This window comes from Faecalispora sporosphaeroides DSM 1294, from assembly GCA_000383295.1.
GTDB lineage: Bacteria > Bacillota > Clostridia > Oscillospirales > Acutalibacteraceae > Faecalispora > Faecalispora sporosphaeroides.
This window is the reverse complement of the sequence record KB911075.1, coordinates 19,780-41,017: the sequence shown is the minus strand read 5'-3', so window position 1 is coordinate 41,017 and position 21,238 is coordinate 19,780. Positions and strand designations below refer to the sequence as shown.

General features: G+C 58.7%; 23 protein-coding genes. 5 read left to right on the top strand and 18 right to left on the bottom strand.

Translation table 11 applies throughout. The features are described from left to right. Nucleotides 1-69: 69 nt before the first annotated feature. Complete coding sequence (locus G340_RS0114360; protein ID WP_020074340.1) at nt 70-537, bottom strand: metallophosphoesterase family protein; 468 nt, start codon at nt 535-537, stop codon at nt 70-72. Nucleotides 538-843: 306 nt separating this feature from the next. On the opposite strand from G340_RS0114360, the gene G340_RS0114350 reads away from it, so the two are divergent. From G340_RS0114350 to G340_RS0114340, 3 genes are read left to right on the top strand one after another with little or no spacing between them, the layout of a single operon-like run. Continuing rightward, a complete protein-coding gene (locus G340_RS0114350) occupies nt 844-1,098 on the top strand; it encodes a hypothetical protein (RefSeq protein ID WP_020074338.1) in 255 nt (84 codons plus the stop codon). A gap of 17 nt (nt 1,099-1,115) precedes the next feature. Beyond that, nucleotides 1,116-1,721, top strand: a complete 606-nt coding sequence (locus tag G340_RS0114345) for a hypothetical protein (protein ID WP_027104019.1) — start codon at nt 1,116-1,118, stop codon at nt 1,719-1,721. Nucleotides 1,722-1,739: 18 nt separating this feature from the next. Further along, nucleotides 1,740-2,090 (top strand): hypothetical protein, encoded by a 351-nt coding sequence (locus G340_RS0114340; RefSeq protein ID WP_020074337.1) that lies wholly within the window; start codon nt 1,740-1,742, stop codon nt 2,088-2,090. A gap of 56 nt (nt 2,091-2,146) precedes the next feature. On the opposite strand, the gene G340_RS0114335 is transcribed toward G340_RS0114340, so the two are convergent. The 16 genes from G340_RS0114335 to G340_RS0114260 form a co-directional block, all read right to left on the bottom strand. Continuing rightward, nucleotides 2,147-3,262: a hypothetical protein gene (locus tag G340_RS0114335; protein WP_020074336.1), complete on the bottom strand. Its 1,116-nt coding sequence runs from the start codon at nt 3,260-3,262 to the stop codon at nt 2,147-2,149. A gap of 106 nt (nt 3,263-3,368) precedes the next feature. Beyond that, nucleotides 3,369-4,622, bottom strand: a complete 1,254-nt coding sequence (locus tag G340_RS0114330; RefSeq protein WP_020074335.1) for a glutamate-5-semialdehyde dehydrogenase — start codon at nt 4,620-4,622, stop codon at nt 3,369-3,371. Nucleotides 4,623-4,839: 217 nt separating this feature from the next. Next, nucleotides 4,840-5,634, bottom strand: coding sequence for a glutamate 5-kinase (gene proB / locus G340_RS0114325; protein ID WP_020074334.1), 795 nt, complete (start codon nt 5,632-5,634; stop codon nt 4,840-4,842). 74 nt (nt 5,635-5,708) lie between these two features. After that, on the bottom strand, nt 5,709-6,320 hold the full coding sequence (locus tag G340_RS0114320) for a phosphatase PAP2 family protein (RefSeq protein WP_020074333.1): 612 nt from the start codon (nt 6,318-6,320) through the stop codon (nt 5,709-5,711). 730 nt (nt 6,321-7,050) lie between these two features. Then, nucleotides 7,051-9,270, bottom strand: a complete 2,220-nt coding sequence (locus G340_RS16920; protein ID WP_020074332.1) for a polyribonucleotide nucleotidyltransferase — start codon at nt 9,268-9,270, stop codon at nt 7,051-7,053. Nucleotides 9,271-9,470: 200 nt separating this feature from the next. Further along, entirely contained in the window at nt 9,471-9,734 is a 264-nt protein-coding gene (rpsO, locus tag G340_RS0114310) for a 30S ribosomal protein S15 (RefSeq protein ID WP_009061953.1), read from the bottom strand. Nucleotides 9,735-9,859: 125 nt separating this feature from the next. Continuing rightward, nucleotides 9,860-10,801 carry a riboflavin biosynthesis protein RibF gene (gene ribF, locus G340_RS0114305; protein ID WP_020074331.1) on the bottom strand — a complete coding sequence of 314 codons (942 nt, stop codon included), beginning with the start codon at nt 10,799-10,801 and terminating at the stop codon, nt 9,860-9,862. A 60-nt stretch (nt 10,802-10,861) separates the two neighbouring features. Then, nucleotides 10,862-11,785 (bottom strand): tRNA pseudouridine(55) synthase TruB, encoded by a 924-nt coding sequence (truB, locus tag G340_RS0114300; RefSeq protein ID WP_020074330.1) that lies wholly within the window; start codon nt 11,783-11,785, stop codon nt 10,862-10,864. Nucleotides 11,786-11,795: 10 nt separating this feature from the next. Beyond that, complete coding sequence (locus tag G340_RS0114295) at nt 11,796-12,749, bottom strand: DHH family phosphoesterase (protein WP_020074329.1); 954 nt, start codon at nt 12,747-12,749, stop codon at nt 11,796-11,798. Beyond that, nucleotides 12,742-13,116, bottom strand: coding sequence for a 30S ribosome-binding factor RbfA (rbfA, locus tag G340_RS0114290; protein WP_020074328.1), 375 nt, complete (start codon nt 13,114-13,116; stop codon nt 12,742-12,744). Before rbfA ends, G340_RS0114295 begins: the two co-directional genes overlap by 8 nt. Before the next feature lie 3 nt (nt 13,117-13,119). Continuing rightward, the gene (gene infB / locus G340_RS0114285) at nt 13,120-15,657 is read right to left on the bottom strand and encodes a translation initiation factor IF-2 (protein ID WP_020074327.1); all 2,538 of its coding nucleotides are present in this window, start codon (nt 15,655-15,657) and stop codon (nt 13,120-13,122) included. Between the two features lie 4 nt (nt 15,658-15,661). Then, a complete protein-coding gene (locus tag G340_RS0114280; protein WP_020074326.1) occupies nt 15,662-15,985 on the bottom strand; it encodes a L7Ae/L30e/S12e/Gadd45 family ribosomal protein in 324 nt (107 codons plus the stop codon). Next, nucleotides 15,982-16,278: an RNase P modulator RnpM gene (rnpM, locus tag G340_RS0114275; RefSeq protein WP_020074325.1), complete on the bottom strand. Its 297-nt coding sequence runs from the start codon at nt 16,276-16,278 to the stop codon at nt 15,982-15,984. The genes G340_RS0114280 and rnpM overlap by 4 nt, the downstream gene beginning before the upstream one ends. 84 nt (nt 16,279-16,362) lie before the next feature. Beyond that, nucleotides 16,363-17,448, bottom strand: coding sequence for a transcription termination factor NusA (gene nusA / locus G340_RS0114270; RefSeq protein WP_020074324.1), 1,086 nt, complete (start codon nt 17,446-17,448; stop codon nt 16,363-16,365). Between the two features lie 6 nt (nt 17,449-17,454). Then, the gene (locus tag G340_RS0114265; RefSeq protein ID WP_326522417.1) at nt 17,455-17,916 is read right to left on the bottom strand and encodes a ribosome maturation factor RimP; all 462 of its coding nucleotides are present in this window, start codon (nt 17,914-17,916) and stop codon (nt 17,455-17,457) included. 140 nt (nt 17,917-18,056) lie between these two features. Further along, nucleotides 18,057-18,596 carry a stage V sporulation T C-terminal domain-containing protein gene (locus G340_RS0114260; RefSeq protein WP_020074322.1) on the bottom strand — a complete coding sequence of 180 codons (540 nt, stop codon included), beginning with the start codon at nt 18,594-18,596 and terminating at the stop codon, nt 18,057-18,059. A gap of 283 nt (nt 18,597-18,879) precedes the next feature. On the opposite strand from G340_RS0114260, the gene G340_RS0114255 reads away from it, so the two are divergent. After that, complete coding sequence (locus G340_RS0114255) at nt 18,880-19,329, top strand: hypothetical protein (RefSeq protein WP_020074321.1); 450 nt, start codon at nt 18,880-18,882, stop codon at nt 19,327-19,329. A 28-nt stretch (nt 19,330-19,357) separates the two neighbouring features. Next, complete coding sequence (locus G340_RS0114250; RefSeq protein ID WP_020074320.1) at nt 19,358-20,275, top strand: D-2-hydroxyacid dehydrogenase; 918 nt, start codon at nt 19,358-19,360, stop codon at nt 20,273-20,275. A gap of 371 nt (nt 20,276-20,646) precedes the next feature. Here G340_RS0114250 and G340_RS0114240 read toward each other — a convergent pair whose 3' ends face one another. Next, complete coding sequence (locus G340_RS0114240) at nt 20,647-21,237, bottom strand: Rnf-Nqr domain containing protein (RefSeq protein WP_020074319.1); 591 nt, start codon at nt 21,235-21,237, stop codon at nt 20,647-20,649. Nucleotide 21,238 lies beyond the last annotated feature (1 nt).

Below are 21,238 nucleotides of genomic sequence, written 5' to 3'. Positions count from 1 at the left end.
GCGTTCCGGCACCTGAAGCACACATGCAAAACACCCTAGGCTCGCCGGATTTCGCATTCTCTTCCGCCCTCAATTCGCACGGATCAAATTTGTCACCACGCCCTGCGGCGTTAAATCCACAATGCCGTAGCTGGCACCCGCTCCGCGCAGGGAACCCGGGTTCATCACATACAGTCCGTTCTCGTATTCCGTGTAAGGAACATGCGTATGCCCAAACAGCAGAATCGTTGCCTTTTGCAGGCGTGCCGCCAGCTTGATTTCGTCCAGAGTGTATTTTACATTGTACATATTACCGTGAGTAAAGAAGATTTTGCGGTTTTCCAGCTGGATTTCCCCCAGAGGCGGCAATGCGCAGCCCCAATCGCAGTTGCCGCGCACCTGCAAAAACATTTTTTCCGGGTGGAGAAAGCGTTCCTCCTCTATGTCCTCACATCCGTCCCCGAGGTGGATCACCACCTCGGCCCTCGGCTGCGACAAAATCACGCGGTGCAGGGTCTGCCGGTCTCCGTGCGTATCCGACACAACTAAAATTCTCATGGAACCTCCTTTTCTTATGATGCCGCTTTTCGGCTATCCGCAGATGCTTTTTAAAATCCGCTCCAAATACACCTCCCTACGCCGGCAAGGGAGATTATCAATCCACATTCCAGCCCTTTTCCAACCAACGCCGAAAAAACAGACGAAAACGCTACGCGCCGTTTTTTCGTACGGAAGCCAAAATGAACATTCCGGGGCTTTCCTTTGCCGAATACAAGGGCGAAACCGCTGATTTTAACGTGTTTTGTGCTTTACCTTTCATATCCCGAACCTCTCATTCATATCATAGAAAAAGGGGTGATAACGATGCAATCGAACCAATCCAATCAATCCAACGAAAAACAGGTTTTGCTGAATCTGCTTGCGCAGCGCCTCGGCAAACGTCCGGAAGAAATCATGCAGTACGCGGAAAACGGAAATTTGCCAGCTCTGATGCAGAACATGAATCCGAATGACGCAGCCACGTTGCAAAAAATACTGAACGACCAGCAGGCAATTCAAAAGCTGATCAGCTCACCGCAGGCGCAGGATTTGATGCGCCGCCTGAACGGACAGAAATAGGAAAAGGGTGTGAGGGTATGGATGATCTCTCCAGCAAAATCAACGAGCTGCTCAGCGATCCACAGGCCATGCAACAACTGAACAGCCTGGCAGCCTCGCTGGGGCTGGGGAATTCCACACCTAATCCCCCCACGTCCCCGGGGCAGAACGCACCTGCCGGCAATAATCCTCTTCAGGGGCTGGACCTGAGCAGTCTGGCCGGTCTTTTGGGGAACGCCGGCTCTGCCGCCCCGGGCGGCGGGAACATACCCCAGTCCCCCGGTGCAGCCGGCGGGCTGGATACCGCAAAGCTCGGCTCGCTTTTGTCAAGCCTTGGCGGCGCGGGCGGCCTGAATGCCTTGTCGGGCCTGCTGGGCGGCGGTGGCGGTGGCGGCGGACTCGGTGCGCTCACCGGCCTTTTGGGCGGGGGCGGCGGTGGCGGACTGGACAGCGACACCCTGCAAGTCGTCTCAAAAATTCTGCCTTTGCTTTCCACCTTCCGGCAGGAAGACAACAACACCCGGCTCCTGCACGCGCTGCGCCCTCTTCTGGGGCCGGAGCGCCAGAAGAAGGTGGATGAAGCCATAAAAATGCTTTCGATGCTGCGCCTGCTGCCGGTACTCCGCGGGCAGGGCATTTTGTAACGAAGGGGGGATTTCGCAGTGGCGACCAACGACACCAACGATATGCAGCGCATGCAGCAGGACGCCATCCGCCGGGTCCGCGAAATGCAGAACCGCGCCCAGCAAAGCCTGAGCCGTTCACAGCAGGGCGCGCCGCCGGAGCCCCAAAAGCCCGAGCCTGAGCCACAGCCACAGCGTCATCATGATTCTTCCCCTGCAAAGGGCGCGCCGCCCGCCCTGCCGCTCCCGCAGCCCAGCACGCTTTCCAATTTGTTTGACGGGCTACTGCAGGACGGCGAACGAACGCTGATTCTGATTCTGCTTTTGATCCTTGTTTCGGAGAAGGCAGACACCGGCCTGATCTTTGCGCTGATGTACCTGATTATTTAAACCCTGATCACTCAATGATGTCATGAGCCCGGGCCGTTGGCCCGGGCTCATTTTCGTTAAGAGGCATTGTCGGCACGGACAGCCGTCACATATTCGCTTTTGCCGTCCGCGGTTTTCTTCAGAACATACTGCATATACTTCACCGGCTCGGGAGCAGCGTTTTCGCTCTCGGTGCCGTCCTGCCAGTCGCCGACCACATAGCCGACGCGCAGAACAACGGTATCGCCGAATTTTTTACTGCTGACCGTATACGGGGAGAAGCTGCTCTGCGAGCTGTACGGAATAACGCGGAACACATTCTGCTCCGAATCGTATTCAAAGAAGGTTTCCTCCTGCGGATTCGACGGCTGCAGGTCGCAGTCCGGGCCAAACAGCGCGTGGCAGGCGTCCACCACATCGCCGAGGGGAACCAGCGTGCGGCCCTGATCATCGTAGCTGTTGTATTGGGCTCCATTCTGCGTCACAGCGCGCCACAGCGAGGCCTTCATAACCATTTCCGCGTCCGCTTCCTTGGGGCTTTCAAACGGTTCGGGGTCCTGCATCACAATCGGGGACAGGAACGTATCGTACGCGCGCAGCGGGCTGTCGTCGGTTACGGCGCGGTAAATTCGCTGGCCCACACCCCACACGATCACCGAAAGGCCCACAAAGGCGAGCACCATGATCAAAGCCCCCACGCCGATTCCGTAGCGGTATTTGCCGCTCCTGCGAAGCGACGGAGCCCGATCCGCGGCGGCAGGGGCGGACGCCGCCTCCGAATTCTCCGCAATTTCCTGCTGCTCCTGTTCCCCCGGGGAACCCGGATCCTTCTTGATCAGCAGAATATCCTCGCGCTCGGCAGTCTCGCCCTCCGGCAGAAAATCATCCAGCTCCGGCTCCGGCTCGGGGGCCTGCGCCAGATCAGCCGCCACTTTCTGCGCCCGGATTCTCGCCTGCTCCGCCGCCTCCAGCGCCGCGCGCACCTTTTTTTCTTCCGGGCTGCGTTTGGAGGATCTCTTCCGCTTCTCCGGCTTTTTCTGATATGCCGACCGGTAGTCCGAAGAAACCCGCGTCTCATCGCTCTTTTTGCTTTCGGCAAAGCGGTCAAAATCAATTTCCTCTACCAGTTCTTCCGGGAGCTCGCCGTGTTCTTCGGTCTGCTCCCGCTTCGTTTCATTTTGCTCTGAGTTCATGGCTTCTCCTTTTTATTCTGACAATCTTAAAAAAGCCGATGAATTCCTTCCCCGCAAAAAGCGGGGAAGGAATCGCTGTTTTGGCATTTAATCACACCGTATCCCGTTATTCTCTGATCTGCCCGTCGCCGGTGATGATGAATTTCTGGGATGTCAGCTCGTTGACGCCCATGGGCCCTCTGGCATGCAGCTTCTGGGTGGAAATGCCGATTTCGGCCCCAAGCCCGAACTGGCCGCCATCGGTAAAGCGTGTGGAAACATTCACATATACCGCAGCCGCGTCCACGCGGGCGGTGAACTGCCGGGCGTGCTCGTAGTTGTTCGTCACAATCGCCTCACTGTGGCCGGAGGAATATTTTGAGATATGCTCGATCGCCTCGTCGAGGGAATCCACCACACGAACGGCCAGAATATAATCCGAAAACTCGGTGGCCCAGTCGTCCTCCGCGGCGGGGATGACCGTATCGCATGCGCCCAGCTTTTGCAGGGCGCGCTCATCGGCGCGCAGCTGCACTTTTTTCTCATCGAGCATTTTCTTTGCGACAGGCAGGAATTTTTCCGCCACCGCACTGTGAACCAGCAGCGTTTCCGCCGCATTGCACACGGAGGGGCGGGACGTCTTGGAGTTGAAGATAATCCTGGCCGCCATTTCCAGATCGGCGTTGTCGTCCACATACACGTGGCAGTTGCCAACGCCCGTTTCGATGACGGGTACGTGCGAATTCTCCTTCACCGAGCGGATCAGGCCCGCGCCGCCGCGGGGGATCAACACGTCGAGGTACTCGGTCAGTCCCATGAGCTCCACCGAGCTCTGGCGGCTGGTATCCTCGACTAGCTGGATGCTGTCGCGGGGCAGCCCGGCGCTCTCCACAGCGTCGCGCATCACTTGTGCAATCGCGGTGTTGGAGTGAATCGCCTCCTTGCCGCCGCGCAGAATCACCGCGTTGCCGGCCTTCAGGCACAGCACTGCCGCGTCCGCCGTCACATTGGGGCGCGCCTCGTAAATCATGCCGATCACGCCAAGGGGAACGGCGACCTTCTCAATTTTCATTCCGTTGGGACGAACCTCGCCCGAGAGAATGCGGCCGATGGGGTCTGTCTGCGCGGCCACCTGCCGGGCGCCCTCCGCCATATCCCTGATGCGGGCCTCGTTCAGCGTCAGGCGGTCGAGCATCGATTCGCTCATGCCGCCGGCGCGCGCCTGCTCCAGATCGATTTTATTTGCACCGATGATTTTTTCCGCATTTGCAACCAAACCATCCGCAATACTCCTCAGCGCGGCGTCTTTTCCGGCCCCGGCATTGGCCAGCACGCGGGAGGCGGCCTTGGCCTTCCGGCCCATTTCCTGTAACTTTGTCATAGTGCTTCCCCTTTCTATGAGAAACCATTCCGTTTTTAAAAAACGTTAAGACATTATTTGTGTGTTTGTAAAATATTCTGCCCGGAAAAACCGGGGGAGCAAAAAACGCGCGGCCGCCGGCAGCGCCCCTGCGGGGGCTGCCTTTGCCCAGGCTCCCGCAAGGAGCCGGGGCAAACCGATGCCGCACAGGCATGGGGCGTACGCGCGCGATGTGTTTTTATTCCGCTTCGAATATCGTCCCCAGGTCTTCTCCCGCCAGCAGACGGTACAGATCCTTCGGGGCGGCGCCGTTGATGATGCCGCACGGAATCCCTGCCGCGGTAGAAACCATTGCCGCAGAAATTTTGGTGCGCATTCCCCCGGTTCCTCTCGCAGAGCCTTCCCCGCCGCCGAGTGTTTTGATCTCATCGGTAATTTTGGGGACTCGCGGGATTCTCTTTGCGTTGGGGTACTTCCTCGGGTCGGCGCTGTACAGTCCGTCGATGTCGGTCAGAAGCACCAGAAGGTCGGCCTCCGCCAGTACCGCCACCGTAGCGGAAAGCGTATCGTTATCGCCGATATGCGCGCCCATCAGTTCATCGATAGACACCGTATCGTTTTCGTTGACGACCGGAATAATGCCCATATCGAGCAGAGTTCGGAAGGTGTTCTGCACATTCCGCTTGCTGATCTGCTCGATCATCACGTCGCTCGACAGCAAAACCTGAGCCACCGTGTGGTTGAACTCCCCAAAAAATTTATCGTAAAGAAACATCAGCTCACACTGGCCCACCGCCGCGACCGCCTGTTTTTTCTCAATCTCACGCGGTCGTTCCTTCAACCCCAGTTTGCTCATGCCGATCGCCAGCGCTCCGGAGGTAACCAAGACCATTTCCTTGCCGGAATTCTGCAAATCGCTGAGTACCTTGCAGAGTTCTTCCATGGTGCGGAAATTCGCCTTGCCGTTATCGTACGTCAGGGTTGAGGTGCCAACTTTGACGACGATTCGCTTGGCCTGTGTGATTTCAGACATTCCTCTCACTCCTTTTCCTGGTTCTATCTATATGCAAAGCAGGCCGGGCCTGCTCTTACAGCACGGGACAAAGCCTATCCGTTGCCGGATTCCCCCACCCCCGCGGTGGTTTCTTCCTCCCCCCTGCGGTAGCGGGTTTTGCCGCAGTACACACACGCGCACAGCGCGGCGAACACCAGCACCAGCGGCTCGCTGGCGGCGGAGAGCCCCAGCACAACTCCCGTGAGTACATCCGACGGGTAGTGAACGAATAAATAAAGGCGGGAAAACGCCATTAGAAACGCAAATACAAAGGCGACGATCCCCAGCGCATGGTTGGCGTGAAAAATAATCAATGCCGCGCCAAAGGAGGACATCGTGTGCCCGGACGGAAACGAATAATCCGTGGGCCGGTTCACCAGCAGCTTTTGGTCCTGGTATGTATGGCAGGGCCTTGGCCGCGCCACCAGAGGCTTGAGCACAAAGTTCGTCAGCACGCCGCAGGCGGCCAGAACAAAGAACATCACGACCCCGGCCTCCCGGTAATGCGGCATCAGGAAAAACACCACCATCACGGTTGCCCACACCGCGCCCACATTCCCCACCAGAGAAATGTACGGCATCACCGCGTCAAACAGGCTGCAGCGAAAATTCCTCTGAATCATGCGCAGCATTTTGATATCGATTGTCTGTATCCGATCAAACATCCACTGTTTCCTTTCCGATCCCCTCGAACAATACCGCTGAAAACGCGGCCCGGGGATTTCTGCTCCATTTCAAGCACCATTCATTCTCTATTTCAGGTCATTCGATGATTCGCCGCGCGGCGGCAGTCTTCTGCGGGTATGCACCGCCCCTTTGCGGGCGGGTCTTACAGATCCGATTGGAAAATTCACGGCGGATGGTTCGGCGCCCTTTCATCCAACCAAATCTTTGCCCCCACTCGAGGAGGGGAGAGAAGCTCTTCTGCCACAAACGCACCGTTATAATCTGTTTCCAGATCAGCGGTATCATAGGCTACTTATCGTTATTATACCCTATCTGAAAATATCCCACAAGGGATAAAGCCGCGAAAAAGTGAAAAGTTTTGCTGTAAAACCCGTAAAAAAAGCACAGTAAGCGGCAGGGAGAGACTTTGGTTCCATTCGGCCATTCTTTGTGTTTTCACTTTATTTTTCTGCACCGGTCATGGAAAATGCTCGAGGAGATACAGTGTTTCATGCTTCAGAGTGCCTGACTGTTCCTTATTTTTCCAAAAAAGCTGCACTTTTTTGGAACGGCACTTTTGTGTCTTCCGTCCCATATGCAAAAAGGCTCCGCTTTCGCGGAACCTTTCTGTAGGGCAATCCCCCGTTATTCTTTTCTAGATCCCTGCGTACTCCAAAAAGGGAGAGCGACTTGATTTTTTAATTACTGCAGCCGTTGCCTGGCGCGCAATTACTGACGCGGCTTATTGGTGTTGGGGCGGAAGCCGTTGCTGCCGCGGCGGTCGTCACGGCGATCGTCTCTGCGGGGAGCAGGGCGGCGGGGCGCGTCGGAAATCTCGTTCTCCGGCACAAGGCCCTCCACCTCGATCAGCGCGTCGCGGCGGGAGAGGTTCAGGCGGCCTTTATCGTCGATCTCGAGCACCTTAACCATTACTTCGTCGCCAACATTGACCACATCGGTCACCTTCTCGGTGCGCTTGACATCCAGGCGGGAAATGTGAACCAAACCCTCTTTGCCGGGGGCGATTTCGACGAACGCGCCGAAGTCCATCAGGCGGGTCACACGGCCGTTGTAGATGGCGCCGGGCTCCGGATCGTTCACGATCGTATCGATGATCGTCATGGCGCGGCGGCAATTGTCGATATCGATACCGGAAACAAACACATGTCCGTCGTCCTCAATATCGATCTTCACGCCGCATTCGGCGGAGATCTTCTGGATCACCTTTCCGCCGGAACCGATGACCTCGCGGATCTTCTCCGTGGGGATCACGGTGGAGAGCATTTTGGGCGCGTATTTTGAAAGCTCCGTACGCGGCGCGGGAATCTGCGGGAGCATGATTTCGTCGAGAATATAATCGCGGGCCTTGTGTGTCTTTTCCAAAGCCTCTTTGACCATCTCGGGGGTCAGGCCGTCGATCTTCAGGTCCATCTGAATGGCGGTAATGCCCGCATGGGTACCAGCCACCTTAAAGTCCATATCGCCGAAGAAATCTTCCAGACCCTGAATGTCCACCATGGTCATCCAGCGGTCTCCCTCGGTGATCAGACCGCAGGAGATACCGGCAACCGGCGCCTTAATCGGCACGCCGGCGTCCATCAGCGCCAGAGTGCTGCCGCACACGGAGCCCTGAGAGGTGGAGCCGTTGGAGGACAGAACCTCAGAAACAAGGCGCAGCGCATAAGGGAATTCCTCCACGGGGGGGATCACCGGCAGCAGGGCGCGCTCCGCCAGAGCGCCGTGGCCGATTTCGCGGCGGCCGGGGCCGCGGCTGGGCTTTGTTTCGCCAACGGAGTAGGACGGGAAGTTGTAGTGGTGCATATAGCGCTTGTACTCCTCGTCGTCAATGCCGTCGAGCAGCTGGCGGTCTGTGACCGGGCCGAGGGTGACGACGGTGAGCACCTGAGTCTGGCCGCGGGTGAACATGCCGGAGCCGTGTACGCGGGGCAGCAGGCCAACCTCCGCCGCGAGCGGGCGAATTTCATCCATGCCGCGCCCGTCCACGCGCTTCTTCTCGTCGAGCAGCCAGCGGCGTACCACGTATTTCTGGGTTTTATACAGGCATTCGTCGATCTTTGCCGCGCTGTCGGGGTAAATCTCGTCGAACTTCTCATGCACTTTTTCGTAAATCGGCTTCAAACGGGCGTCGCGCACCGTCTTGTCGTCGGTGTCGAGCGCCAGGCGAATCTCTTCAATCGCGAATTCCTTGATCGCGGCGAGCATCCCCTCGTCGGGCTCGTTGCTCGGGTAGCTGAACTTCTCCTTGCCGATCTCTTCCTTCATCTTCTTGATCAGCTCGATGATCGGCTGGTTGGCGGCATGGCCCGCCAAAATGCCGTTGTACATCACATCGTCGCTCACCTCATTCGCACCGGCCTCAATCATCGCGATGCGGGAATCAGTGGAGGCCACTGTCACGGCCATCTGAGACTTCTCTTTCTGCTCGGCGGTGGGGTTGATGACGATCTCACCATCCACATAGCCGACGGAAACAGCAGAGATCGGCCCTCTCCACGGGATGTCCGAAATGCTGATCGCGATGGAGGTGCCCACCATGGCGGCGATTTCGGGGGAGCAGTCGGGGTCTACGGACATGACGGTGCAGACGACGGAAACGTCGTTGCGCATATCCTTCGGGAACAGCGGGCGAATGGGGCGGTCGATCACCCGGGAGGCCAAAACCGCCTTTTCGGAGGGGCGGCCTTCTCTCTTTAAGAACGAGCCGGGGATTTTGCCGACTGCGTACAGCTTCTCTTCAAAATCGACGGAAAGCGGGAAAAAGTCAATGCCGTCGCGGGGCTTGGCCGAGGCCGTTACCGCCACGTGAACAACGGTTTCGCCGTAGCGCACAAGGCATTCGCCGTTGGCCAGCTGAGCCATTTTACCGGTTTCGATCACCAGCGGGCGGCCGGCGAAATCGGTTTCATACACCTTGAAATTTTCGAACATCAAAAAATCCTCCTTGTTACTTCTTTTTTCAAATCTTGCCCGGGAGGGAAGCAGGCTTAGCAATTAAACCAATTTCTACACGTAACGCCTAGAAACTCGTTTCACTGCTAAAACCCGGATCCTCCCGTAAACGGAACAATCTCGCGCAGATGCCTAAAAGGCAGACGGCTAAAAAGCCGTCTGCCTGAAACAGCGTGCTATTACTTACGGATGCCCAGTTTTTCGATAATGGCGCGATAACGCACAATATCCGTTTTGGTCAGGTATTTCAGCATACTTCTTCTCTGTCCGACCATTTTCAACAGGCCGCGGCGAGAATGATGATCCTTCTTGTGGATTTTGAGGTGATCGGTCAAATCGTTGATTCTCTTGGTCAGAATCGCGATCTGAACTTCGGCGGAGCCGGTGTCTCCCTCGTGCAGAGCATACTGCTCAATAATCTGCTGTTTTTCTTCTTTTAACATGGTTTTTCCACCCTTTCCGTGCGGGTTACGCACCTATTGTACCCACAATCCCAGCAAAAGGCCGGTGAACTCCCCAAAGGGGCTTATTCCTTATTCCGGGAAAGGGGCTTACACTAACTGATTGATTATACCATAGCTTCCCGGGTTTGTAAATAGGGGCTCACAAGACCGCGGGCCGTGTCTGCGTCGCGCAGAATCGCCTGCCGCAGCTGATCGAGATCGCCGAATTTCTGCTCGGGCCGCAGAAAGCAAACCAGCTCCACCGGCACACGACGGCCGTACAGGTCGCCCGAAAAGCCGTCGATCATCGTTTCGGCCAGCACCCCGTCGGAGCCGACGGTGGGCCGCATTCCAATATTTGTCACCCCGGCGTACCGTTTGCCGCCCACAGTTACAACCGAGGCGTACACGCCGAACCGGGGACACAAAAAGCCCTTTGGGAACGGCTGATTAATGGTGGGCGCACCCAGCTTGCGCCCCAGCTGGCGCCCGTGCGCCACCGGGAAGTCCACCGCGTAAAACCGGCCCAGAAGACGGGCGGCCTCCGCGGTGTCGCCTGCCTGCAGCGCCTCGCGGATGCGCGTGGAACTCACCGGTCTGCCATCGAGCGTGAGCGCCGGTACGACCGCCACCTCAATGCCGAACTGCGCGCACAGCTCCTTGAGCTCCGCGCTGCCGGCCCTGCCGCCACGGCCGAAATGAAAATTAAAGCCGCAGCTCACCTCTTTGGCGCGCATGACGCCATGCAGAACGTTTTCCACAAACTCCCGCGGCGACAGTGCGCGCACCTCTTCAAAGCGGGGCATGTACACCCGGCGCACTCCCAGACGCTCGAACAGCCGCAGCTTGCTCTCGCCGGCGGTCAGGCGCAAATCGCCGTCCCCCTTGAACATCTCCTGCGGGCTGGCGTCGAAGGTAAACACCGTAGGAACCAGCTTGCGGGCCGTAAAGGTCACGCAAGAAATCACTCTCTGATGCCCCAGGTGGACTCCGTCAAAAACACCCATGGCCACCGCACTCTCCGACGGCGCAATCTGTTTTAAATCATGGAACACCTGTAATCTCAAACCAAAACCTCCCGATCCGCGCTGTTGCCCTCGCCCATACCTCTGAAAACCGGCGGCATGTCAGGCCTTTCGCTCTGCGCCGCTGTCGCAAAACAGGCGCAGCACGGCCAGCTCCTGCGTTTCGGCGTCCACCCGGCCAAGGCCCAAAAACGCCCCTTCGGGCGAACAAACCCGCATCCGCGCTCCCGGCGCGGGGCAATCACCCAGCCGCAGGCGCTCCAGCGCCAGCGCGCCGCCATTTTGAAACCGCACGCTCTGCGCTTCTGTCACCGAAACCCGCGGCAGGTGGAGAAACAGGCTCTCCACCGGCAGAACCCGGCTTTCGAGCTGATTTTGCTCCGCAAGCGTGCGGGCTTCGCCGATCGAAAGCGCCTGCTCCAGCGAAAAGCCGCAGGCGCGGGTGCGGCGCAGCGCCGTCATCAAGCCGAGGCTGCCCACGGCCTGTCCCAAATCGGCGCACAGCGCGCGGATATACGTTCCCTTCGAGCATTCGACCAGCAGGCTTCCCCGCCGCTCGGGCTCGCTGTATTCCAACAGCTCCAGCCGGTAAATCGTCACCGGACGGGGCTCGCGTTCTATCTCAATTCCCTGACGCGCCAGCTCGTACAAACGCCGGCCGTCTTTTCGCACCGCCGAATACATCGGCGGCGTTTGCAGAATGTCGCCCTGAAAGGAGGGCAGCGCCGCTGCCAGCTGCTCGCGGCTCACCGGCGCATCGCTCCGCCGCAGCACCGTGCCGGTGTTATCCTGCGTGTCGGTATCCACCCCGAGCTGGAACTCCGCGCGGTACACCTTGTCGGAATCCTCCAGCAGAGAGGCGGCGCGGGTCGCCTTGCCCAGCAGCAGCGGGAGAACTCCCGTCGCCATCGGGTCCAACGTACCGGTATGCCCAATTTTTCTCTCCCGGCTCAGGCGGCGAACGACCGCCACCACGTCGAACGAGGTAAAATCGCAGGGCTTATCTATTACCAGGACTCCGTTCATCGGGGTCACCTCACATTGCTTCCAGAACCTTGCCGATCGCGGCCAAAAGCCTTTCTCGGGCGGGCTCAAAGTCTTCCTCAAGGGTACAGCCGGCCGCCGCCGCATGGCCGCCGCCGCCGAACTCCGCGCAGATTTTCGCCGCGTTTACCTGCGGCTGTGTGCGCAAAGAGACCTTGTAGCCGCCGATTTTACGCTCGCGCATCGTAACACCCACGAGAACGCCCTCAATCTGGCGGGGGATGGCCGAAAGGCCGTCGAGGTCGCCCTCGTCCGCACCGGAAGCCTCGATCATCGCGCGACTGATGCACATGACGGCGCAGCGCGCGTCAAAGTAAAACGCGATCGAATCCAGAACGCTGCGCTCCATTTCCAACCGGGCGCGCGTTTTGGTCTCGAACATCCGGCGGTTGATGTCCCCGGCGTCGATGCCCGTGCGGATCACTTTGGCGGCAATCTCGTGGGTGCGCGCCGTGGTGTTGGAATAGCGGAAGCACCCGGTATCCGTCGTGATGCCCGTGTAGACCGCCTGCGCGATCACTTGATCCGGTTCAATGCCCAGGCGGCAGATCACCTCATAGATGATCTCGCAGGCCGCGGCGGCGGTGCTGTCCACATACGAGTTTTCCGCAAAATCCTGGTGGGAGCCGTGGTGGTCGATGCACAGGTCGATCTTGCCCGCGTGCTTCGCCGCGAGCACCGGCCCGAGCAGCTTGCTGTCCGCCACATCGACGCTGACAACGAATTGGGCAGGGAACTCCTGGCGCTCGATCCCGTCGAACAAAAAGCTGTATTTCTCCGAAACGGGGTCGGCGCAGGTGCAGCGGGCCCGCTTGCCCATGCGCTGCAGCGCGCGGCAGAGCGCCGCAGCGCAGCCCAGCGTGTCGCCGTCGGGAAAATGGTGGCTTAAAATCTCAATATCCTGCGCACCGCGTAGCAGAGAAACCACCCGCTCCAGATCAATCATCGCGTTCCTCCCCGTTCTGCTCCTCCCCGTCCTTCCAGTCCGACAGCAGCCTTGAAATGTTGGCGCCGTACTCAATGGAATCCGTGGCGTGGAACAAAAGCACCGGCACGTGGCGCAGCTTGAGGCGAAGGCCCAGCTCGCGGCGGATGTACCCGCCCGCCGATTTCAGGCCATCCACCGCCGTTTTAGCCTTGTCCAGCCCTTCCATGGCGCTGACATACACCGTGCAGTAAGACAGATCGTTCGTCACATCCACACGCACAATGCTGATCAGGCCCTGTACACGGGGGTCTTTCAGCTCACGGAACACCGCGGTCAGCTCGCGGTGAATGTCCTCCGTGATCCGTTCCATTTTATGGCTTGGCATTCCTTAATCCTCCCGGTATTCCTCCATGGCAAAAGCCTCCAGAATGTCGCCTTCCTTTACATCGTTGAAGCGATCCAGCCCGATACCGCAGTCATAGCCGTCGGCCACCTCTTTCACGTCGTCTTTGAAGCGGCGCAGAGAGGCAATTTTGTCTTCGGTAATCACGATTCCGTCTCGCACAACGCGAACCTGGGCATTTCTGACAAGCTTGCCGCCGATGACGTGGGCGCCGATAATGGTACCCACATTGGATATTTTGTAAATCTCGCGCGCCTCCGCCTTGCCGAGCGCAACCTCGCGGAATTTCGGGGCAAGCATGCCCTTCATGGCGGATTCGATCTCGTCGATGCAGTCATAAATCACGCGGTACAGGCGCATATCCACACCGTCGCGCTTGGCGTTCTCTTCAGCGATGGGATCGGGCCGCACGTTAAAGCCGACAATGATCGCGTTTGAGGCATTCGCGAGCATCACGTCGGATTCGCTGATCGCGCCGACGCCGCCGTGGATCACGGCCACGCGCACCTCTTCGTTCGAGAGCTTCTCGAGCGACTGGCGCACAGCCTCCACAGAGCCCTGCACGTCCGCCTTGACAATGATCTGCAGGGTCTTCATGTCGCCCTGCTGCATCTGGTCGAACAGGTTGTCGAGCGTGACCTTCGTCTGCGCACGGAACTGCTCTTCCTTCTGCTCGTTGTAGCGCTGCTCTACCAGCTCGCGCGCCAGGCGCTCATCGGAAACGGCGTTGAGCGTGTCACCGCCGGCAGGCACCTCGCCAAGGCCGGTAATCTCCACCGGCATCGAGGGCCCGGCATCCTGTACGCGGTTGCCGCGGTCGTCCATCATGGCGCGAACACGGCCAACGCTGGCGCCGGCCACCACAATATCGCCCACATGCAGGGTGCCGTTCTGCACCAGCACAGTGGCGATGGGGCCGCGGCCCTTATCCAGGCGGGCCTCGATTACGGTACCCTTCGCCGCGCGTTCCGGATTCGCGCGCAGCTCCTTCATATCCGCTACCAGCAGGATCATCTCGAGCAGATCGTCGATACCCTGCTGCGTTTTGGCCGAAACGGGGATGCACGGCGTGTCACCGCCCCACTCCTCGGCCACCAGGCCGTATTCGGTGAGCTGCTGCTTCACGTGGTCCGGATTGGCGCCGGGCTTATCTATTTTGTTGACGGCCACGATGATCGAAACGCCGGCGGCCTTGGCGTGGTTGATCGCCTCCACCGTCTGCGGCATCACGCCGTCGTCGGCGGCCACTACCAGCACGGCGATATCCGTCACCTGCGCGCCGCGGGCGCGCATGGTGGTAAACGCCGCATGGCCGGGGGTATCGAGGAACGTGATCGGCCGATCTTGTATGCTGACGCGGTACGCGCCGATGTGCTGGGTAATGCCGCCCGCCTCGGAGGCTGTTACCTTCGCGTTGCGGATCGCGTCGAGCAGAGAGGTCTTGCCGTGGTCTACGTGGCCCATAACGACCACAACCGGGGCGCGGGGCACGAGGTTGTCGTCCTCATCCTCGCTGTCGTCTATGATCTGCTCCTCAATCGTGACGACGACCTCCTTCTCTACCTTCGCGTGGAATTCCAGCGCGACAAGAGCGGCGGTGTCGAAATCGATCGTGTCGTTCACGGTGGCAAACACGCCCAGAGCCATCAGCTTTTTGATGACCTCAGCGGCGGTGGCCTTCAGGCGCAGCGCAAATTCGCCCACGGTGAGCTCTTCGGGGATGGTGACGGTCATCTGCTTCTGCTTGCGCTCCTGCGCGATGCGGCGCAGGCGTTCGCTCTCGGTTTCGCGGCGGGCGTTCCTCGGCTTGCCGCGGTACTGCGAGCTGCGCTGGGTCAGCTTCTGCTTTTTCACCACGTTGTCCGTCTTAACCTTTTCGGAAGCCATGCGGTCATATTTTTCATTGTAGCGGTCGAGCTCCACATTCGAGGTGCGGGTGTCTACAATGCGGCCCTGGGGCTTTCTCACCACATTGGAATCCGCAGAGGCGGCGGGCGCGTGGGCGCTCTGCTGCGGCTGGGCGTTCTGGCCGTGGTGGTTCTGCTGCTGGGGCCGGTTCTGCTGGCCCTGCGGGTGGGCGGAGCGCTGTTGATTCTGGTGTTGCTGGCCCTGCTGCGGCCGCCCCTGGCCCTGCTGCTGGGGGGCGTTCGGCTTCGGGCCAACCGGGGTGATCTTGCCCGGCTTCACCGCTTTTCTCACCGGCTGCCCGCCGGCTGCCGCCGGGGCCTGCTGCTGCGGGCGCTGTGCGGTCGCTGCGGGCTGCGGCGGCGCCTCGGGGGCCGCGGCGGCAGTCTGTACCGCCGCCTGCGGCTCGCTCCGTGCGTTGTCGGCAAAGTATGCCTCCAAGGAGCCCATGCTGTTTTTCTGCGTAATCGCTTCAAACACCATGTCGAGCTCCTGCTCCGTCAGCGCGGTCATATGTTTCTTTGTCTCGTTACAATATTTTTGCAGGATCTCGATCACGACCTTGTTCGGCACGTTCAGATCCTTCGCCACTTCATGCACCCTGTATTTCATCATCATTGACTCATCCCTCCCGTTTGTCTGCAGCCTCATTGGCCAGCTCCGTCAGCCTCTTAGCGAATCCCTGATCATTCACCGCAATCACTCCGGCTTTTTTTCCCAAAGCCATGCCGATCTCCTCCATGCCGTCCGCAAGGGTCAGCCAGGGGGTTCCGGCCTGCTCTGCCGCCTTCTGTGCGTGGGCGGCGGTGCGCGCGGAAACATCCCGCGCCAACAGGATCAGCTTTGCTTCTCTCTTCTTCAGGGCTTCGTCCACGGCATCATGACCCAGACTGAGCCGGCCCGCGCGCCGGGCGATGCCCAAAAGAGAGAGAACCCGGTTTTTCATTTTCCGATCTCCTCCTCCAGGCGGTCGTACACCTCCGCGGGTATGGGGCAGGAAAACACCCGCTCAAACCGTTTGGACTTGCGCGCCGCTCTCAGACAGTTAATATCCTTGCATACATAAGCGCCGCGCCCGGGTTTACGGCCGGTTAAATCCAGCGAAATCTCCCCCGGCCCGATGACCTGCCCGGATTCATCCTTCACCTCCGGCGCCTTGACCACCCGAACCAGCTCTTTTTTCGGTTTCATTTCTCCGCAGCCTGCGCACATACGCAGGGGCACGCGCTTTTGTATCATACGATCTTACTCCTTCCCGCGCACTCGCGCGGCATTTCTCCCGTTTGAACCTGGGAAGGGAGCTTCCCCCGGCCGGTTGCCGGCTTATTCGCCCTCGGGCTCCTCCGCTTTGCCGGCGGCGGGCTCTTCCCCATAAAAGCCGCTTTCGGGCTTGATGTCGATCTTCCAGCCGGTGAGCTTCGCGGCAAGGCGGGCGTTCTGGCCCTTGTTGCCGATCGCGAGCGAAAGCTGGCTGTCCGGCACGGTCACGCGACACACGCGCGAGCCGTCCTCCGCCACATGTACGGAAAGAACATCCGCCGGAGAAAGCGCCGACGCGATGAACTGGGCCGGGTCGTCGCTGTACTCCACAATGTCGATCTTCTCGCCGCCGAGCTCGGCGACGATATTGGAAACGCGGGCGCCTCTCGCGCCGATGCACGCGCCGACCGCGTCTACATCCGGGTTATGGCTTACCACCGCAAGCTTGGTGCGGGAGCCCGCTTCGCGGGAAACGGCCTTGATTTCGACAACGCCGTCGTAAATTTCGGGAACCTCGGTTTCAAACAGGCGCTTCACCAAGTCGGGATGGGTGCGGCTGATCATGGCGCGGGGGCCCTTTTCCGTCTCTTTCACGTCCACCACGTACACCTTGATGTGGTCGCCCTCGCGCAGCTGCTCGTCGCCGACCTGCTCGCTTTTGGGCAGCACGGCCTCGGCCTTGCCGATTTTCAGCGTAGCCGCTCCCGAACGGGGGTCTACGCGCTCCACGAGCGCGGTGACCAGCTCCTGATTTTTGCTCTGGAACTCCTGCATCATTTGGCCGCGCTCGCCGTCGCGAATGCCCTGGCGGATGATGTTTCTGGCCGTTTGCGCGGCGATTCTGCCAAACTCCTTGGTATTCAGCGCCACGTTGACCTTATCCTCCACGCCGGCGGAGGGGTCAATTTCTCTGGCCTGCGCCAGCGAAATTTCCTTGCCCGGGTCCTCGACCTGCTCGACGACCGTCTTGCGCAGGAACACTTCAAAGTTGCCGCGGGCGGCATCCATGTTGATGAGCGCATCCTCGTTGCCGTAGCTGTTCTTACACGCGGTCAAAATTGCCTTCTTGATTTTATCCAGCATAAAATCGACCGGGATGCCCCGTTCCTTTTCCAACAAATTCAAAGCCTCAAAAACTTCGCTGTTCATCTAAACTTACTCCTCTTCAAAATCGTCATCGAACAGACGCACCGATGCGCTGTCTTTCTGGGCAATGGTAATGACTTCCTCCTCCTCGTCGCGCAGGCGGATCTCTCCATCCGCCAAAGAGAGCAGCTCCCCGTAAAGCTCCCGGCGGCCGTCCGGCAGCGGGCGAATCAATTTAACCCGCACCGGTGAGCCGGCAAAACGCTCAAAATGCTCCGGGCGGGTCAATTCTCGGTTGATCCCCGGAGAACATACCTCCAGGCAATAGCTTTGCTCAATCGGGTCCTCTTCATCCAGCAAGGCGCTCAGCGCACGGCTGACAGCTTCGCAGTCGTCCAGGCCAATCCCCTCGGGCTTGTCGAGAAAGACCCGCAAAAACCAGTCCGCGCCCTCTTTGACAAAGCGGACATCCCAAATTGTTACGCCTGCACCGCTTGCGGCACGCTCCGCAAGCGCCCAGACGGCACCCACTGTATTCCCTGATTTTTTCTTTGCAGCCAACGCTTTCACCTCATAGACAAACAAAAGAGCGGGTCACCCCACTCTTTCATCCTCACCGTTATTTACTCGGTTTAGTATAGCATATTCTTTTGGAAAATGCAACTTTATTTTCAGTTTTCGATCTGCCGCGCCAGAAAAGAAGCAGCGGCCTGTGTGAGCTTGATGTCGCTGGCGTCGGGCTGTTCGGTGGAATCCCCCGCGAGCAGCACCACGGCGCCCATTACGTCGCTCGATGCGATGATGGGGTACACCACCGAAGCGGCGCGGTTGATTCCTTCCACCGGCTGCAGCGGCGGGCTGTTCTGGTCGCGCACATACGTGTTGCGGGCGTGCATCGTCTCTTCCAGATCCTGCGACACGCGGCGCTCCATATACTCCTTGCGAGAAGCCCCCGCCACCGCGATCACGTGGTCGCAGTCGCACACCAGAGCGGGCCGGTTTGCGATTTTGCTGAGCACGTCTGCATACTGGGCCGCGAAAGCGGACATTTCCCCAACTGCCGAATATTTTTTAAAGATAACGCCGCCCTCGGCATCCGTAAAAATTTCCAGCGGGTCGCCCTCTCGAATTCTGAGGGTGCGGCGGATTTCTTTCGGGATAACGACGCGGCCTAAATCATCAATTCGTCTGACAATTCCTGTAGCCTTCAAGTTAATACTCCCTCCTGCGATTTGATTTACGGTTATTATCCACACTCTCTTTTCTCTTATTCATGGCCCTTCCAATTCCGCCAAGGAATCCCTATGGTGGATTTTAGCAAATCTTTCGGCGGGACCTGCTGTTCTTTTCCAATGCTTTGGTGTATAATATACGCCATACAGCGATAAAACCGGGAACGCACCCTGTTTTTTCGGCAGGATGCTGCCCGTGCTATGCGGCAGCCTTCAAAAAAATTGATGGAAAACGCATTCCAAAACACAGGAGGTACCCCCGTTGAAACAAAGAACATTTTTTTCATCGGCCCTGCTGGCGGTTCTGCTGGTGCTGGCCCTGACCGGCTGCTCCGCGCGCACCGCCGTGGACGCAAACGACTTTAAAACCCTTGCGGAAGGCGCCGGTTACACCGTAACAGACAACACAGACCAGCTCAGCGGCGCGAAAAGCTACCTGAGCGCGCAGGACAAAAGCGGCAACGAGCTGTATTACGCCGCCCTTTCCGATGAAGCCACCGCGCTGCGCCTGTACAATTCCATCAAGGACGGCATTCAGACCGGCGGCAACAAGCCCACCAATCTGGACTCCACCCCTTACGCCAAATACACCGTGACCAACGGCGAGCTGTACTACCGCGTCAGCCGCGTAAACAATACGGTGATCTACGGCAAATGCCTTGTTACCGGCCAGTCCGCGCTGGATCAGCTGCTGGACTCCATCCATTATTGAATTTCAACGAATTATCGGGAGCGTGCACATGAAAAACATTCTGGTTCTGTTCCGTTTATCCGATTCCCAAAAAGCGTTTCTGCAACAAAGCATTCCCGGCGCCGCTTTTACTTATGCCACACGCAGCACCGTCACCGACGCGCAGCTGAAAGAGGCCGACGTGATTTTCGGCAACCCCAAGCCCGAAAAGCTTTTCGGGCTGACCCGCCTCAGGCTGTTACAGCTTTCTACCGCGGGCAGTGATTTTTACGACGGCGAGAACGTTCTGCCGCCGAACTGTACCGTGCGCAGCGCGAGCGGCGCCTACGGCGTCGCTGTTTCGGAGCATATGCTGGCGCTGACACTCGCGTTCTGCAAAAAGCTTCACCTTTATCGCGACAACCAGCGGCAGTCGCTGTGGAAGGACGAGGGCGAGGTTCTCTCACTCGCCTCTATGAAGGTGCTGGTCATCGGCGCGGGAGACATCGGCCGCCACTACGCGCGGCTGTGCCGTGCGCTCGGCTCCTACACCATCGGTGTGCGGCGAACGGCAGGCTCGCCCACGCAGGAATTCGACGAGCTGCACACGCCGGAGGAACTGGATCAGCTTCTCCCCCAGGCGGACGCTGTGGCGATGGCTCTGCCTTACACGCCCGAAACGCGCAATTTTATGAATGAGCAACGACTCGGGCTCATGAAATCGAGCGCACTGCTGATCAACGGCGGACGCGGCAGGACGGTGGATCAGCAGGCCGTGCTGGCCGCTCTGCAGGGCGGGCGTCTCGGCGGCTTCGTCACCGACGTCTGCAACCCTGAGCCGCTGCCGAAAGGCGACCCGTTGTGGCAGGAAAAGAATGTAATTTTAACGCCGCACATCGCCGGGCTGTTCCATCTGCCCCAAACGCTCGAGTTTGTTCTGGAGCTGGGCATTCGCAACATCACGCGCTTTCTGAAGGAAAATCCCTAAATTTCGGTTTATGGATGATCGAAAGGAATCCCCGTTCCTAACAGAACGGGGATTTTTTTTGCTTCTTGAGAAGATTTTCAACAGATTGTTCACTTTCAGTTGAAAACTCAATCCGTTCAACCGAAAGTTGTCTTTTCGCGGACCTTCCCTAAATCAGATTCCGATGACGCGGGCTTTCTCTTCCGGCAGAACATTTCCGCTTTTTTAAAGAGAGGTACGCTGCTCGGTGCGGCTACGCCGCGAGGAAATTCTTTTTCCGTCAGTTTGCCCCTCATGCCGGGGCCCCCGCTCAAAACTTGCGCTTTGATGCTAAAGTTAAAGATAGAAAAAAGTGCCTGTGCGGGTTCAGCCGTAACATCAGTCGGCTCACTTTAAAAGAGCCTTCCGCCGGCAAGCCCGAACAGCGCCATCGACAGAATGCCCACATACAGAAACACCGACGGCAGCCCCTGGAACGCCTTCGGCATATCGGGATTCTTCAGCCGCTCCATCGCGTGGGACAAAATAAGCGCCGCCAAAAAGAATGCCGCGCCCGTACCAACCGCATAGCCGGTGATCTGCCAGCCGGTCATGCGGAACACCCGCTGAATAAACGGCATGGCCAGCACGATGCAGTTGATCGCCGACGAAGAGAACACCGGCTCCAGCCTTCTGTAGCGCGCTGAGAAAAGCCTGTGGAACAAAAGCGCCGCCAGCAGATACACCACCCCAACACATACCGCAAAAATTGCGGGCCGGTAAAACGCCGCGGGGCTCATGCCCGGCACCAGCTGATTGAGGGCGATTCCCATCCAGGCGGAAAGCAGAGTGAAGGCGCTCAAAAGCCCGGCATACCAAAGCAGTATTTTCGGCCTGCGCGCCGCGCGCAGCACCCGGCTGAAGCCGACGCCGCCGCAGAAAATCAAATTCTGCGCCGTCAGCGCCAGAATCGCATAGAAAAACAACTGCGCTGCCATTTCCATT

What these genes read in the sequence shown, in the direction of transcription:
- G340_RS0114360 (WP_020074340.1), bottom strand. Translation starts at nt 537, where the DNA reads ATGAGAATTTTAGTTGTGTCGGATACGCACGGAGACCGGCAGACCCTG.
- G340_RS0114350 (WP_020074338.1), top strand. Translation starts at nt 844, where the DNA reads ATGCAATCGAACCAATCCAATCAATCCAACGAAAAACAGGTTTTGCTG.
- G340_RS0114345 (WP_027104019.1), top strand. Translation starts at nt 1,116, where the DNA reads ATGGATGATCTCTCCAGCAAAATCAACGAGCTGCTCAGCGATCCACAG.
- G340_RS0114335 (WP_020074336.1), bottom strand. Translation starts at nt 3,262, where the DNA reads ATGAACTCAGAGCAAAATGAAACGAAGCGGGAGCAGACCGAAGAACAC.
- G340_RS0114330 (WP_020074335.1), bottom strand. Translation starts at nt 4,622, where the DNA reads ATGACAAAGTTACAGGAAATGGGCCGGAAGGCCAAGGCCGCCTCCCGC.
- proB (WP_020074334.1), bottom strand. Translation starts at nt 5,634, where the DNA reads ATGTCTGAAATCACACAGGCCAAGCGAATCGTCGTCAAAGTTGGCACC.
- G340_RS0114320 (WP_020074333.1), bottom strand. Translation starts at nt 6,320, where the DNA reads ATGTTTGATCGGATACAGACAATCGATATCAAAATGCTGCGCATGATT.
- G340_RS16920 (WP_020074332.1), bottom strand. Translation starts at nt 9,270, where the DNA reads ATGTTCGAAAATTTCAAGGTGTATGAAACCGATTTCGCCGGCCGCCCG.
- rpsO (WP_009061953.1), bottom strand. Translation starts at nt 9,734, where the DNA reads ATGTTAAAAGAAGAAAAACAGCAGATTATTGAGCAGTATGCTCTGCAC.
- truB (WP_020074330.1), bottom strand. Translation starts at nt 11,785, where the DNA reads ATGAACGGAGTCCTGGTAATAGATAAGCCCTGCGATTTTACCTCGTTC.
- G340_RS0114295 (WP_020074329.1), bottom strand. Translation starts at nt 12,749, where the DNA reads ATGATTGATCTGGAGCGGGTGGTTTCTCTGCTACGCGGTGCGCAGGAT.
- rbfA (WP_020074328.1), bottom strand. Translation starts at nt 13,116, where the DNA reads ATGCCAAGCCATAAAATGGAACGGATCACGGAGGACATTCACCGCGAG.
- infB (WP_020074327.1), bottom strand. Translation starts at nt 15,657, where the DNA reads ATGATGATGAAATACAGGGTGCATGAAGTGGCGAAGGATCTGAACGTG.
- G340_RS0114280 (WP_020074326.1), bottom strand. Translation starts at nt 15,985, where the DNA reads ATGAAAAACCGGGTTCTCTCTCTTTTGGGCATCGCCCGGCGCGCGGGC.
- rnpM (WP_020074325.1), bottom strand. Translation starts at nt 16,278, where the DNA reads ATGATACAAAAGCGCGTGCCCCTGCGTATGTGCGCAGGCTGCGGAGAA.
- nusA (WP_020074324.1), bottom strand. Translation starts at nt 17,448, where the DNA reads ATGAACAGCGAAGTTTTTGAGGCTTTGAATTTGTTGGAAAAGGAACGG.
- G340_RS0114250 (WP_020074320.1), top strand. Translation starts at nt 19,358, where the DNA reads ATGAAAAACATTCTGGTTCTGTTCCGTTTATCCGATTCCCAAAAAGCG.
- G340_RS0114240 (WP_020074319.1), bottom strand. Translation starts at nt 21,237, where the DNA reads ATGGAAATGGCAGCGCAGTTGTTTTTCTATGCGATTCTGGCGCTGACG.